Here is a 13,258-nt window from a genome sequence, read left to right as displayed (position 1 = left end):
CGGCGTGCCTCAGCATGGCCTTGCGAGGGGAAGAGAGGCGGCTGTCCCGTGCCGGGCGCATCGGAGGCCGCATCCGGAAGTGACCATGGCACCGCAGAAGAAGACCGTCTACGCCGACGCGGGCAATCCGTTCGGCACCCTCGTCAATCTCTGGCCCTATATGTGGCCGGGCGACCGGCCGGATTTGAAGCGGCGCGTGGTCTGGGCAACCGTGATCCTGGTCGTCGCCAAGCTGATCCTGCTGCTGGTTCCCTATTTCTTCAAATGGGCAACGGACGCGCTGAACGGCCGGGCCGACATGGTCGGCCTCTTGCCGGCGGTGATGACCGGCGCCCTGATGCTGGTTGTGGCCTATAATCTGGCGCGGCTGCTGCAGGCGGGGCTGAACCAGCTGCGCGATGCGCTCTTTGCCAGCGTTGGCCAGCATGCCGTGCGCCAGCTCGCCTATCGCACCTTCGTCCACATGCATCGCCTGTCGCTGCGCTTCCATCTGGAGCGACGCACCGGCGGCCTTTCCCGCATCATCGAGCGCGGCACGAAGGGCATCGAGACGATCGTCCGCTTCACCATCCTGAACAGCGTGCCGACGCTGCTCGAATTCACGCTCACGGCGGCGATCTTCTGGTGGGGCTATGGCTTCTCCTATCTTCTGGTCACCGCCGTGACCGTGGCCGTCTATGTCTGGTTCACCGTGCGCGCCAGTGATTGGCGCATCGGCATCCGCCGGGCCATGAACGACAGCGACACCGACGCCAACACCAAGGCGATCGATTCCCTGCTCAACTTCGAAACGGTCAAATATTTCGGTAATGAGGAGATGGAGGCCCAGCGCTTCGACAAGTCCATGGCGCGCTACGAGCGCTCCGCGACGCAGGTCTGGACCTCGCTCGGCTGGCTGAACTTCGGCCAGGCGCTGATCTTCGGCCTCGGCACTGCCGTGATGATGATCATGTCCGCACTCGCCGTTCAGCGCGGCGAACAGACGCTCGGCGATTTCGTCTTCATCAACGCCATGCTGATGCAGCTGTCGATCCCGCTCAACTTCATCGGCTTCGTCTATCGCGAAATCCGCCAGGGGCTGACCGATATCGAGCAGATGTTCGACCTTCTGGAGGTGCAGGCGGAGGTCAACGACCGGCCCGGCGCACGCGACCTCGTCGTCGATCGCGCCGCCATCGCCTTCAAGGATGTGCAGTTCGCCTATGATCCGGCCCGTCCGATCCTGAAGGGCATCAGCTTCGAGGTGCCGGCCGGGCGGACTGTCGCCGTGGTCGGGCCATCGGGCGCCGGCAAGTCGACGCTCTCGCGCCTGCTCTACCGCTTCTACGATGTGCAGGGCGGCGCGATCACCATCGACGGACAGGATGTGCGGGACGTGACGCAAAAGACCCTGCGCGCGGTCATCGGCATGGTGCCGCAGGATACGGTGCTGTTCAACGACACGATCGCCTACAACATCCGCTATGGCAAGCCGAGCGCCAGCGACGAGGAGGTGCGGGCCGCTGCCGCCGTGGCGCAGATCGACAGCTTCATCGGCTCGCTGCCGGGCGGCTACGACGCCATGGTCGGGGAGCGGGGTTTGAAACTGTCGGGCGGCGAGAAGCAGCGCGTGGCGATCGCCCGCACCGTGCTGAAGAGCCCGCCGATCCTGGTTCTCGACGAGGCGACCTCGGCGCTCGACACCCGCACCGAACAGGAGATCCAGGCGGCGCTGGACATCGTGTCGCAGAACCGGACGACGCTGATCATCGCCCACCGGCTCTCGACCGTCATTCATGCCGACGAGATCATCGTGCTCAAGGACGGCGGCATTGCCGAACGCGGCACGCATGGCGAGCTGATCGAGCGCAACGGGCTTTATGCCTCGATGTGGAACCGCCAGCGCGAAGCAACCGAGGTGGCCGAGCAACTGAAAAAGGTGCAGGAAGAGGACGATCTGGGCATCGTTCTGCGCGGACCCATCGCGCGGTAGGGCAGGTGGGGGCGGCGGCCGCGAGGGTCGGTTGCCGAAGCCCGCAATTCCCTATAGGTGCAAGAGCCGGGAAGAGCTTTGGAGAGAGTGCATGAGCCTGATTTCATCTGTCCGCAACACGCTGGTGCCGATCCACAAGGCGGGCTATCCCTTCATCGCCGTTTTCTTCGTCGTCTCGCTGCTGCTCGGGCTGCTGTGGGAGCCGCTGATGTGGGTCGGCTTCCTGCTGACCGCCTGGTGCGCCTATTTCTTCCGGGATCCGATCCGCATCACGCCGCTCGACGATGATCTGGTCATCAGCCCGGCCGATGGTCGCGTCTCCTCGATCGCGCGCATCGTGCCACCGGTCGAGCTCGACCTCGGGATCGAGCCGATGCTGCGCATCTCGGTCTTCATGAATGTCTTCAACTGCCACGTGAACCGCGCGCCGATGCGCGGCTCGATTACCAAGATCGCCTACCGCGCCGGCCAGTTCGTCAATGCCGAGCTCGACAAGGCCAGCAGCGAGAACGAGCGCAACGGCCTGGTGATCGAAACGGCGCATGGCGCGATCGGCGTCGTGCAGATCGCCGGACTGGTGGCGCGCCGCATCATCTGCTGGGCGCAGCCGGGCGAGATCGTCGATGCCGGCCAGCGCTTCGGCCTCATCCGCTTCGGCTCGCGGCTGGATGTCTTCCTGCCGGCCGGCGCCGAGCCACGGGTCAGCCTCGGCCAGCTGGCGATTGCCGGTGAAACGGTGCTTGCCGAGTTTTCAAGCGACAAGGGCCCGACCGTCAGCCGCCGCGGCTGAGGTCCGTTCCCGGCTTTTGCAAGGCCCGATGCAGCGAAACGGCGCCGCTCCGCGTTAGGGGAGGCCGGCGCGACCGGACAGTCGATCCACGACGCGGCACCCCGCCGCACAGAAGGAGAAAGCGCCGATGGAAACGCCGTTCCCCCATTACGAGCCGAACGGCCCGAATGACGAGGCGCGCGGTCCGCGGCTGAGGGACATCCCGGTCCGGCTGCTGGTGCCGAACATGATCACCGTGCTGGCGATCTGCGCCGGCTTGTCCGGTGTTCGTCTCGCCTTCGAAGGCCGCTTCGAACTCGCCGTCGCCATGGTCCTGATCGCTGCGTTCCTGGACGGGATCGATGGGCGGGTGGCGCGGCTGATGAAGGCCACCTCAAAGTTCGGCGTGCAGATGGATTCGCTTGCCGACATCGTCAATTTCGGCGTTGCCCCGGCGCTCGTCTCCTTCGCCTATGTGCTGGACGAAGCGCGCTCGGTCGGCTGGATCGCCGCGCTGCTTTACGTGATTGCCGCTGGCCTCCGTCTCGCCCGCTTCAACGTCATGGCGGAGCGCGACGTGAAGGCGAAGTGGCAATCGGAATACTTCGTTGGGGTTCCGGCGCCGGCCGGCGCCATGCTCGTTCTGCTGCCGGTCTATCTGGGCCTGATCGGCGTGGAGATGGGCCGCACGCTCGCCTTCTTCGCCTCTGCCTATACCGTGCTCATCGCCTTCCTGCTCGTCAGCCGGCTGCCTGTCTGGTCCGGCAAGTCGGAAAACCGCGTTCGCCGCGACCTCGTGCTCCCGGTCATCCTGGCCGTCGTCATCTATGTCGCGACGCTGATGAGCTTCACCTGGGAAACCATGGTCATCACCGCCGTCGCCTACCTCGCCACGCTCCCCTTCGGTGCCTGGGCCTGGGAGAAGAAATATGGCGGTAAGTGGCCGGAGCACCCGGAAGAAGTCCGCGAAGACGGGCTGCCGGTAGAGCGGCACTAGACGGACGCGGCCCACTGCGGCAAGATCAGCTGTTCGAAAAAGAACCCGGAGCTCAAACGTGGATTCGATAGAACTCAGCCTTGAGGATCGTGAATTTGTGGAGCGGCAGCTCAAGAATGGCGACTATGCCGATGCTAATGCGGTGGTTCATGCCGCACTACTTCTGCTAAGCGATGCGGAACGCACTCACGAAGCTTGGCTTATCGAAGTTGCGTCTCGTCGTGACGAGCTGAAGTCCGGCGCGGTCGAACCGCTTTCGCTGGAAGAGGCGCGCTCCTTGTCGCGAGCGCATCAAGAAGCGGCTCGGATGCGCGGTTAGTCAGGCGATGGAGCTCAAACTCCATCCAAAGGCCGTGCAGGAGATCAACGAGCTCTTCGACTATATCTCCCAGAAGGCGGGACGCTCCATTGCCTCGGCCTAGATCGACCGTCTCTATCAGTTCCTTGACAATCTGAAGACCTTCCCGAAACGGGGCAGCGTACGCGAGGGCGAGACCCTTGGCCTTAGAATCGTTGGTTTCGAGCGTCGCGCGAGTATAGCCTTTCAGGTTGAAGCCGACGTCATCACCGTCCTCGGTGTCTTCGCCGCCGGGCGCAACGTGACCGTCGATGCGCTACGGGACCGACGCTAGGCGCCCTTACTCCGGCAGCCGATAATCGACGATCTTTCCCTCGCGCACGATGAAGAGCTTGCCGGTTTCGGTCTGCTCGGGTCCGACCAGGGGCAGGAGTGCCTTGGCGATTTCGGAGGGGTGCGGCACGGTGGCGGGGTCTTCGCCGGGCATGGCCTGGGCGCGCATGGCGGTGCGGGTGCCGCCGGGATCGACGGAGAGGATGCGCAGCGGCAGTCGCTGGGTCTCGCCGGCCCAGGTGCGGGCCAAAGCTTCGACCGCCGCCTTGGACGCGGAATAGGGGCCCCAGAAGGGCTTGCACTTGTGGGCGGCCGAGGATGACAGGATCAAAGCCCGGCCGGCGTCCGAGGCAGTCAGCAGCGGATCGACCGAGCGGATCAGCCGCCAGGTGGCCGTGACATTGATGGCCATCACCTTCTCGAAGACCTTCGCCTCGACATGGCCGATCGGCGAGATCGTGCCCAGCACGCCGGCATTGGCGATCAGGATGTCGAGCCGGCCCCAGCGCTCGTGAATGGCCGCACCCAGCCGGTCGATCGCGCCCATGTCCGCGAGGTCGAAGGGAACAAGGGTCGCCGGCAGGCCGCCCTCGGCCTTGATCGCGTCGTCGAGCTCTTCCAGCCCGCCGACCGTGCGCGCGCAGGCGACGATTTGGGCGCCCGCCCGTGCCAGCTCCAGCGCGGTAAAGTATCCGATGCCGCGCGAGGCGCCGGTGACGAGCGCGATGCGCCCCTTCAGATCAATGCTCATTCTCTGTCAATCCTGCCTGCTCAGCCATTGCTCGCCATGACGGCGAGCTTGCGGACATTGCCGGCACCCTCGCGGTCGAGCAGGCGGGTCGGATAATCGCCGGTGAAATAATGGTCGGTGAACTGCGGTGCCTGCGCATTGCGCGGCTCGCCGCCGACGGCGCGGTAAAGCCCGTCGATCGAGAGAAACTGCAGCGAATCGGCGCCGATATAGGCGCACATCGAGGCAAGATCCTCATGCTGGTTGGCGAGCAGCTTGTCGGCGTCCGGCGTATCGATGCCGTAGAAGTCGGGATGGTAGATCATCGGGCTTGCGACGCGGATATGCACCTCGCGTGCGCCGGCCTCGCGGATCATCTGCACGATCTTGACCGAGGTCGTGCCGCGCACGATCGAATCGTCGATCAGCACCACGCGCTTGCCCTCGATCATCGCCCGGTTGGCCGAATGCTTGAGCTTGACGCCGAAGGCGCGGATCTGCTGGGTCGGCTCGATGAAGGTGCGGCCGACATAGTGATTGCGGATGATGCCGAGCTCGAAGGGAATGCCGCTTTCCTGCGCGAAGCCGATTGCCGCCGGCGTGCCGCCATCCGGCACGGGCACCACCACATCGGCCTCGACGGGCGCCTCGCGGGCAAGATTGATGCCCATGTTCTTGCGCGCCACATAGACATTGCGCCCGCCAACGACCGAATCCGGCCGCGCGAAATAGACATATTCGAACAGGCAGAGCCGCTCGGGCAGGGGCTTTGCCGCCTTGCGGGACTCGATCGAAATCGATCCGTCCGGCTGGATCTCGCAGATCACGACCTCGCCATTCTCGACATCGCGAACGAACTTGGCGCCGATGATGTCGAGCGCGCAGGTCTCCGACGCGAAGATCGGCTTGCCGTCAAGCTCGCCCATGACAAGCGGGCGGATGCCGAAGGGATCGCGGGCGGCGATCAGCTTGGTGCGGGTGATCGCGAGCATGGAATAGCCGCCTTCCACCTGGCCGATCGCATCGACGAAACGCTCGCCGGAGCCCGAATGCTTGGACCGGGCGATCAGGTGCAGCACGACCTCCGTATCCGAGGTCGACTGGCAGATGGCGCCATCGGCGATCAGCTGGCGGCGCAGGGTGAGGCCATTGGTAAGGTTGCCATTGTGCGCAATGGCGATGCCGCCGACCTCGAGCTCCGCAAACAGCGGCTGGACGTTGCGCAGCGCGACTTCGCCGGTGGTGGAGTAGCGGGTATGGCCGATGCCGATATAGCCGGGCAGCTTGGCGAGGGTGGCCGGGTCCGTATAGTGGTCGCCGACGAGGCCCATGCGCTTTTCCGTGTAGAACTGCCGCCCGTCAAAGGTCACGATACCGGCCGCTTCCTGTCCGCGATGCTGGAGCGCATGCAGGCCGAGGGCCGTCAGCGTCGCGGCATCCTCATGGCCGAGAATGCCGAACACGCCGCATTCCTCATGCAGCGTATCGCCGTCCTGTTCATCATGGATCTCTCGGGCCCTCTCGGTCTGGGCTCTCAGCTCGGTCATCGGATGTCCCTTCACTCTCGGCAGGCGGCGATTGTCATATCGTAGCATGGCCGGGCCCGTTCAAGCGACAGGCAGGGCCGGCGGCAGTATCAACGCGAAGGGCCCGCTTGAGCGGGCCGCAACACAGTCGTTCAGGTACGTGCTCAGCCGTTGGTCGGCTGGTCGGGTTCGATCGCCGGCGTATCGTCGCCCGGCGGCTGGTCCGGCGTTGCCGGCTGCGTGGCATCCGGTTCACCGGGCGGGTTGCGGCCCATCAGGCGGTTGGTGATGCTCGTGTCGATCTCTTCCGGCAGCATGGCGATCAGCTTCATGCCCAGATTGTCGAGCAGCGGCTTCGATTTCGCCTCGGTGATCCAAGTCGGCTGGCGCTCCGGAACGAGCCAGTTGAAGAACAGCATGGCAACGACGATCAGCAGGATGCCGCGTGCTGCGCCGAAGAGGAAGCCGAGCGTGCGGTCCAGCGCGCCGATGCGGCTGTCGATGATGAAATCGGCAATCCGCATGGTGATGAAGGAGATGATGATCAGCGCGACGAGGAAGATCACGCCGGCCGAGCCGGCCAGCGCCACCGTGTCGCTGCTCGTGTAGGTCTTCGCGTAGGGCAGCAGGAAGGGATAGAGGAAATAGGCGGCCGCCGCTGCGCCGATCCAGCTGGCAACGGAAAGGACCTCGCGGGAGAAGCCGCGCACCATGGCAAGCACCGCCGAGAACAGCGCGACGCCGATGACGATCCCGTCGAGAATGGTAATGGGCATGGGGTTCTTTCACTCCGAACAGACCTGCCGAAGGAGATTGTCCGCTCCGGCACTCTCGACTTGCTGCCGCGCGCCGCATCGCCTCGACGCGCCGACCCTTTTCTAAGACCTCGACCGACCGGCCGGGCGCGACGGCTGGATGTGTCCGCAGCCGCAGCCCCTTGCGCATGCCTTGAGTAAGCCTACCGCCGCGCAGGCGATCAGTCGTCGTCCGCCTGCCTCAATGCCCCCTTCGAGCCGGCAATGCGCGCCACGAGATCCGGCAGGCTTTCCATCTCGCCCCACCGCATGGCGGCGCCCTTCGGCAGATCGGCGGACAGAGCCGGCAGGACCGCCTGCGAAAAGCCGAGCTTCTCGGCTTCCTTCAGGCGCTGGGCCGTGTGCGCAACCGGCCGGATGGCCCCCGACAGGCTGACTTCGCCGAAATAGACGCAATCGGGAGGAAGGGCAAGTCCGGCAAGCGACGAAACGAGCGCCGAGGCGACGGCAAGATCGGCCGCCGGCTCGGCGATCCGATATCCGCCGGCCACGTTGAGATAGACATCGTGCTGGCCGAGCCTGACGCCGCAATGGGCTTCCAGAACGGCGAGGATCATCGACAGCCGCGCCGAATCCCAGCCGACGACGGCGCGCCGCGGCGTGCCGAGCGAGGTGGGCGCGACCAGCGCCTGCACCTCCACCAGCACCGGCCGTGTGCCCTCCATGCCGGCAAAGACGGCCGCACCCGGGGATTTTGCGTTGCGCTCGCCGAGGAAGAGCTCGGAGGGGTTGGAGACCTCGCGCAAGCCCTTGTCGCTCATTTCGAACACGCCGATCTCGTCGGTCGGGCCGAAACGGTTCTTCACCGTGCGCAGGATGCGGTAGTGATGGCCGCGGTCGCCTTCGAAATAGAGCACGGCATCGACCATATGCTCGACGACGCGGGGACCGGCGATCTGGCCTTCCTTGGTGACATGGCCGACCAGCACCACGGTGGCGCCCGTCTGCTTGGCGAAACGGATCATCGCCTGCACCCCCGTGCGCACCTGTGTGACGGTACCGGGCGCCGAATCGACGATGTCGCTCCACAGCGTCTGGATGGAATCGATGATGACGAGATCGGGCCGCTTGCCTTCCGAGAGCGTTGCCAGAATATCCTCGACATTGGTCTCGGCGGCCAGCAGCACGTCGCTGGAGGCGGCGCCCAGCCGCTGCGCCCGCAGCCGCACCTGCGCCACGGCCTCTTCGCCCGAGACATAGATGATCTTGTGGCCCTGGCGCGAGAGAGCGGCGGCCGCCTGCATCAGGACGGTCGACTTGCCGATGCCCGGATCGCCGCCGATCAGCACGGCCGAGCCGCGCACGAAGCCGCCGCCGGTCGCCCGGTCAAGCTCGGCGATGCCCGTGGCGACCCGCGGTGCATCCTCGGTTTCGCCGTCAAGCGTCGTCAGCGCCACCGGCCGGCCCTTTTTCGGCACCTTGCCCGGTCCGCCGCCGATGCCGCCCAGCGCATCCTCCTCGACGATCGTGTTCCACTGGCCGCAGCCCTCGCACTTTCCCACCCAGCGGGTGTGCACGGTGCCGCAGTTCTGGCAGATATAGGTGGTTCTGGCCTTGGCCATTCAGCTGTCTTCGCTTTTCTCGCTCCGGGCCATTGCAGACAGATGGGCCGGCAGGGTCAATCGTCGTGCATGGCGGATGCCGAGCACGATCAGGTGGCTGTCAGTGACGCGGACATAGACGCGATGGTCGCGAACGACGATCATCCGAAGCTGTTCGTCGGCTTCATCGACAGCGGTGCCGGTCAGGCCCACGCCGGCGATCGCCTCTATCTTCTCGGCAAAGATTCGGACAAGCCGCTCGGCGGCGGGCGGATTCTTAATTGCGAGGCCTCGGTAGATTTCGGTCAGATCATCGCTTGCGCGCGTCGACAGCCGGATACCGCGACGCTTCATAACCGACCAAGGGCGCGTCCGCGGGCGATGATCGATTCGGCGAGCGCTTCGGCACTCTCATACTCAGTGTAGCGACAGGCAGCCAAATCCTCGTCGCCTGCCCGGATCAGCGCGCGGAGTTCTGCCTGCTCCGCTTCCAGCTCTCTCAGGGAGCGCAAACCGGCTTCCACCACGGCTGCGGCACTGCGATAGGTTCCCGTGCGCACCCGCTCGTCAATAAAGGCCTTGTCTTCGTCGGTGAGCTGGATGTCCATCGTACGATCTCCTTTTGTTCCGTTCTACACCATCCCCCGCATCCTTCCAAGAGGCTCGCTCACTCCGCTTCGATATACATCCGGTCGTAGCGCCGGCCGAGGCTGGTCAGGAGTTCGTAGCCGATCGTGCCGCCCGCGCGGGCCACGTCGTCGAGCGCGATATTCTCGCCGAAGAGCTCGATGTAATCGCCCGGGCGGGCATCGGCCTGGGGGAGATCGGTCACGTCGAAGAGGCTGAGATCCATCGTCACCCGGCCGAGATGCGGCACGACATGGCCGTTCAGGAAACCTTTCGCCCCCGACGGCATGGCCTGGCGCAGCGTGACGCCGGCGCCGGAGACGGAGCGGTGGTAGCCATCCGCATAGCCGATCGCGACGATCGCCACCCGGCTGTCACGGGCAAACTGGGCGGAGCCGCCATAGCTCGCCGTTTCGCCGCGCGCCACATCGCGAATCTGGATGATGCGCGCTTCGGCTGTCACCACAGGGCGCATTGGATTGGGCACGCCGTTGACCGCCTCGCCGCCATAGGTGGCGATGCCCGGACGGGTGAGGTCGAAATGATAGTAGGGCCCGAGATGGATGCCGGCGGAATTGGCAAGGCTTGCCTCCACGCCGTCAAAGGCCTGTTGCGCCTGCCGAAACGCGTCCAGCTGGCGGCGGTTGAGCGGGTGGGCCGGGTCGTCTGCGCAGGCGAGGTGGCTCATGATCAGCACCGGCGAGAAACTTGCCGGGCGCGCGGGATCATCGGCCAGCGACAGTGCTTCCCCGAGCGACAGCCCCAGCCGGTTCATGCCGGTGTCGACATGCAGCGCGCATGGATGGTCGCCATGGTCGGACAAGGCCGCCATGAAGAAGGCGAGTTGCTCTTCCGAATTGATGACCGGCACCAGGCCGTGATCGAAGAAGAGCTGCTCATTGCCCGGCCAGAGGCCCGCCAGAACGAAGATCCGCCCTTCGGGCACCAGCGGGCGGAGCGCCACCCCTTCCTCGGCGCTGGCCACGAAGAAATCGCGCGCGCCGGCGGCGTAGAGCGTTTGCGCGGCCGGTTCGAGGCCAAGGCCATAGGCATCCGCCTTAAGCACGGCAGCGGCGCGGGCGGAGCCGGACAGGCGTCCCATCTGCCGCCAGTTCTCGGTCAGCGCCGCAAGATCGATGGTCAGCCGGTTGGATGCCGCCGCGAAAACCTCGTCCATAATCGCCTCTTACCGTTTGCATGGCACGGGGCAAGGGAAGACCCCGAGCCCATGCCGACACGGATAGCCGTGCCAGCCGCCTGCGGCAAGGGCAAGGCGGTGCTGCGTCAGGCGGCCCGCTGCACAGCCGCCTCCGGTTGCGGGGTCGGCAGCGGCTCGAACAGACGGGTGAAGAAGGTGTCATCGGACAGGCGGGCGAGGAGGGCGGCAAGCGCTGCGGTCGCAACCACGGCGAAACAGACGCGACCGACGAGCACGCCCCATCCATTGGCGCCGAGTGCCATGACCAGCAGCGAGTCTTCGATGACGCTATGGGCAAAGCCCATGAAGGCGCAGGCGAGAAAGACCTGGCGCGGCGGGATGGCGCCGGAGCGCGCCTCGCGGATCAGCAGGCCCGCGCCGTAGGATATGCCGAGGAAGAGGCCGATCGCCGTCAGATGCTCCGCCTCGCCGCGAATGCCGGTCAGGCGCAGCAGCGGCGACAAGGCAGCCATGATGCGCCGCAGCAGGCCGGAAAGGCGCAGGAGATCGAGACCGAAGGACAAGGCGAGGAGGATGACCAGCATCCAGAAGAGCGTTTTGACCAGGCCGAGGAAAAAGGACGGCCAGTCCGGCGTGCCCGCCATCGGGATCCAGCGGGGCGAGACGGGTTCGGACAGCCAGCCGGTCGCTGCCAGGAGATGGTGCAGGATCAGGGCATAGAGAAGCCCGCCGAAGAGTCGCAGCAGCGTCGTCACCAGGAGCTTCGGTCCCGCCTTTTCGATGATGCTTTGCTCGATGGGCAAGCCGTGGGCAAAGAGGATGAGGGCGGAGAAGACCGTGACATCGGCCGTGCTGAGGGCGGAGGCGGGCACGAGCGTAAAGAGCAGCGGTACGGCACCCCACAGGCCGACCAGAATGGCCGTGAGCCAGGCAAGTCCGAGCTCGCCCGGCAGGCCGACAAGGTTCATGACCGGCGCGAAACCGGGCGCGATCGCCTTGATCACGCCGAAGCGGGAGAGGAGCTCGGTGCCGATGGTAATCGGCACGGTGATGCGAACCAGCATCCAGTAGATCGACAGGATCGGACGTGTCTGGCGCCAGACGGCAGATAGAAGCGGCATGGGGCAGGTTCAGGTTTGGAGTGGAGAAGTCCCTCCGGACCTAGCAGCACCACCGTCGAAGATGTGGTCAAAAACTGCACCATGATGCAATTTTATTGCAAGGACAGTTTTCCAAGCTAGCTTCGGGTGATGGACCGGATCGACAGAACCCTTCTCAACCTGCTGCAGCGCGATGCCGCGCGCAGCAATGTCGCGCTCGCCGAGGCGGTCGGCCTCGCGCCCTCGTCCTGCCTGCGGCGGCTGCAGCGGCTCAAGGCCTCGGGCGTCATCGCCCGCATCGTCGCCATCCTCCATCCGGCAAAGGCCGGCCGGCCACTCAAGGCCTGGGTAACGGTGGAGCTGAAGCTGCATGGCGAACAGCACATGCGCCGCTTTCTGGAGCGGGCGGCGGCGGAGGAAGCGGTGGCGCAGGCCCACGGCGTCACCGGCGCGGTCGATGTCGTGCTGCTCCTTCAACTGCGCGACATGGAGGAGTTCGACGTCCTCTGCCAGCGCCTGTTCCGCGACGAGACCAATGTGGCGCGCTTCGTCACCATGGTCGTGATCCGCACGGCGAAGGAGGAGACGGCGATCGTGGTATGACGCTGTCGATGCTCAACCTCCGAGCCGCCAGGCCCGGATGACATCGATCTCGAACCAGCCTTGCTCGCTCTCCCGCGTATCGCCGGAGAGGTCGTAGATGTTGAGCATCAGTTGCATGGGATAGGCCGGCGACTGGTGCGTCCGCGTTACCTCTTGCCCGTCGACGAGGAAGCGGATGCCGGATGGGGTCCAGTCGAGGCCGTAGACGTGCCAGTCCTCGACCGCGAGGGGGAGGGGCCGGCTGTCGATTTCGTCGCTCAAGGTAGGATCGTTGATGCGCTTGATGCCGCGGTTGACGATGCAGGCACCTGGTTGCGCTCTGTTGCCAAACACCTCGAACAGCGTGATCTCGCCGGATCGCGCCGGTTCATCCTCGAAGCCCATCAGCCAGAGTGCGGCGAGGTTCCAGGGTTTGAGCGAGGCGCGCGCCCGCATGTCCAGCCGGCCATAGTGGTGCAGGAAGAGCTGCTCGGTGGGCAGCGCGCGGCGCACGCGCAGATCCGGCTGGAACCTGTGCTGCCCCTGCGTACTGCCGAGCGGGCCGGACCAATGGCCGGTCTGCAGGTTGGAGACGCGGATGGGACCGTCGAACTCCGGGCACCACGGAGGCTGGTCGGGTGCGATGCTCAGGCGCAGCACGCTGTCGCGGATCTCATAGGACGCCGCGCTGTCCACCGTCGTCCAGTGCGGCAGATAGTGGGGCGACCATTTCGACCGATCGAGCGCCGGGGTGTCGAAATGGTCTTCGAAGACCAGGTGCTCTCCGTCCTCAGCCTTACCCACCGACA

The 13,258-nt window shown here is 65.4% G+C and carries 14 protein-coding genes; 5 read left to right on the top strand and 9 right to left on the bottom strand.

Annotated elements, in window-relative coordinates:
• The first annotated feature begins 85 nt into the window (after positions 1-85).
• The 4 genes from U8330_RS11730 (at position 86) to U8330_RS11715 (ending at position 4,057) form a co-directional block, all read left to right on the top strand.
• Positions 86-1,972 carry an ABC transporter ATP-binding protein/permease gene (locus tag U8330_RS11730; RefSeq protein WP_323105455.1) on the top strand — a complete coding sequence of 629 codons (1,887 nt, stop codon included), beginning with the start codon at positions 86-88 and terminating at the stop codon, positions 1,970-1,972.
• Positions 1,973-2,063: 91 nt separating this feature from the next.
• Positions 2,064-2,762 carry a phosphatidylserine decarboxylase gene (locus U8330_RS11725; RefSeq protein ID WP_323105454.1) on the top strand — a complete coding sequence of 233 codons (699 nt, stop codon included), beginning with the start codon at positions 2,064-2,066 and terminating at the stop codon, positions 2,760-2,762.
• A gap of 127 nt (positions 2,763-2,889) precedes the next feature.
• Entirely contained in the window at positions 2,890-3,738 is an 849-nt protein-coding gene (pssA, locus tag U8330_RS11720; RefSeq protein WP_323105453.1) for a CDP-diacylglycerol--serine O-phosphatidyltransferase, read from the top strand.
• Between the two features lie 58 nt (positions 3,739-3,796).
• Entirely contained in the window at positions 3,797-4,057 is a 261-nt protein-coding gene (locus tag U8330_RS11715; RefSeq protein ID WP_323105452.1) for a type II toxin-antitoxin system ParD family antitoxin, read from the top strand.
• 319 nt (positions 4,058-4,376) lie between these two features.
• Here the strand turns inward: U8330_RS11715 and U8330_RS11710 are convergent, their stop codons facing one another.
• The 8 genes from U8330_RS11710 to U8330_RS11675 form a co-directional block, all read right to left on the bottom strand.
• Entirely contained in the window at positions 4,377-5,120 is a 744-nt protein-coding gene (locus U8330_RS11710; RefSeq protein ID WP_323105451.1) for an SDR family NAD(P)-dependent oxidoreductase, read from the bottom strand.
• A 20-nt stretch (positions 5,121-5,140) separates the two neighbouring features.
• On the bottom strand, positions 5,141-6,646 hold the full coding sequence (gene purF, locus U8330_RS11705; protein WP_323105450.1) for an amidophosphoribosyltransferase: 1,506 nt from the start codon (positions 6,644-6,646) through the stop codon (positions 5,141-5,143).
• A 143-nt stretch (positions 6,647-6,789) separates the two neighbouring features.
• Complete coding sequence (locus U8330_RS11700) at positions 6,790-7,401, bottom strand: CvpA family protein (protein WP_323105449.1); 612 nt, start codon at positions 7,399-7,401, stop codon at positions 6,790-6,792.
• Positions 7,402-7,601: 200 nt separating this feature from the next.
• Positions 7,602-9,002, bottom strand: a complete 1,401-nt coding sequence (radA, locus tag U8330_RS11695; protein WP_323105448.1) for a DNA repair protein RadA — start codon at positions 9,000-9,002, stop codon at positions 7,602-7,604.
• Positions 9,003-9,335 (bottom strand): type II toxin-antitoxin system RelE/ParE family toxin, encoded by a 333-nt coding sequence (locus U8330_RS11690; protein ID WP_323105447.1) that lies wholly within the window; start codon positions 9,333-9,335, stop codon positions 9,003-9,005.
• Positions 9,332-9,589: a type II toxin-antitoxin system ParD family antitoxin gene (locus tag U8330_RS11685; RefSeq protein ID WP_323105446.1), complete on the bottom strand. Its 258-nt coding sequence runs from the start codon at positions 9,587-9,589 to the stop codon at positions 9,332-9,334. The genes U8330_RS11690 and U8330_RS11685 overlap by 4 nt, the downstream gene beginning before the upstream one ends.
• Positions 9,590-9,648: 59 nt before the next feature.
• On the bottom strand, positions 9,649-10,785 hold the full coding sequence (gene alr, locus U8330_RS11680) for an alanine racemase (protein WP_323105445.1): 1,137 nt from the start codon (positions 10,783-10,785) through the stop codon (positions 9,649-9,651).
• Between the two features lie 107 nt (positions 10,786-10,892).
• The gene (locus U8330_RS11675) at positions 10,893-11,888 is read right to left on the bottom strand and encodes a nucleoside recognition domain-containing protein (protein ID WP_323105444.1); all 996 of its coding nucleotides are present in this window, start codon (positions 11,886-11,888) and stop codon (positions 10,893-10,895) included.
• A gap of 129 nt (positions 11,889-12,017) precedes the next feature.
• On the opposite strand from U8330_RS11675, the gene U8330_RS11670 reads away from it, so the two are divergent.
• Positions 12,018-12,470: an Lrp/AsnC family transcriptional regulator gene (locus U8330_RS11670; RefSeq protein WP_323105443.1), complete on the top strand. Its 453-nt coding sequence runs from the start codon at positions 12,018-12,020 to the stop codon at positions 12,468-12,470.
• A 12-nt stretch (positions 12,471-12,482) separates the two neighbouring features.
• Here U8330_RS11670 and U8330_RS11665 read toward each other — a convergent pair whose 3' ends face one another.
• Positions 12,483-13,253: a glycoside hydrolase family 16 protein gene (locus tag U8330_RS11665; protein ID WP_323105442.1), complete on the bottom strand. Its 771-nt coding sequence runs from the start codon at positions 13,251-13,253 to the stop codon at positions 12,483-12,485.
• Positions 13,254-13,258 lie beyond the last annotated feature (5 nt).

Source organism: Rhizobium sp. CC-YZS058, from assembly GCF_034720595.1.
Classification (GTDB): Bacteria; Pseudomonadota; Alphaproteobacteria; order Rhizobiales; family Rhizobiaceae; genus Ferranicluibacter.
This window is presented reverse-complemented; position numbering and strand designations above follow the sequence as displayed.

Excerpts from the sequence above, each read along its gene's own strand:
- U8330_RS11730 (WP_323105455.1), top strand. The coding sequence starts at position 86 with ATGGCACCGCAGAAGAAGACCGTCTACGCCGACGCGGGCAATCCGTTC.
- U8330_RS11725 (WP_323105454.1), top strand. The coding sequence starts at position 2,064 with ATGAGCCTGATTTCATCTGTCCGCAACACGCTGGTGCCGATCCACAAG.
- pssA (WP_323105453.1), top strand. The coding sequence starts at position 2,890 with ATGGAAACGCCGTTCCCCCATTACGAGCCGAACGGCCCGAATGACGAG.
- U8330_RS11710 (WP_323105451.1), bottom strand. The coding sequence starts at position 5,120 with ATGAGCATTGATCTGAAGGGGCGCATCGCGCTCGTCACCGGCGCCTCG.
- purF (WP_323105450.1), bottom strand. The coding sequence starts at position 6,646 with ATGACCGAGCTGAGAGCCCAGACCGAGAGGGCCCGAGAGATCCATGAT.
- U8330_RS11700 (WP_323105449.1), bottom strand. The coding sequence starts at position 7,401 with ATGCCCATTACCATTCTCGACGGGATCGTCATCGGCGTCGCGCTGTTC.
- radA (WP_323105448.1), bottom strand. The coding sequence starts at position 9,002 with ATGGCCAAGGCCAGAACCACCTATATCTGCCAGAACTGCGGCACCGTG.
- U8330_RS11690 (WP_323105447.1), bottom strand. The coding sequence starts at position 9,335 with ATGAAGCGTCGCGGTATCCGGCTGTCGACGCGCGCAAGCGATGATCTG.
- U8330_RS11685 (WP_323105446.1), bottom strand. The coding sequence starts at position 9,589 with ATGGACATCCAGCTCACCGACGAAGACAAGGCCTTTATTGACGAGCGG.
- alr (WP_323105445.1), bottom strand. The coding sequence starts at position 10,785 with ATGGACGAGGTTTTCGCGGCGGCATCCAACCGGCTGACCATCGATCTT.
- U8330_RS11675 (WP_323105444.1), bottom strand. The coding sequence starts at position 11,888 with ATGCCGCTTCTATCTGCCGTCTGGCGCCAGACACGTCCGATCCTGTCG.
- U8330_RS11670 (WP_323105443.1), top strand. The coding sequence starts at position 12,018 with ATGGACCGGATCGACAGAACCCTTCTCAACCTGCTGCAGCGCGATGCC.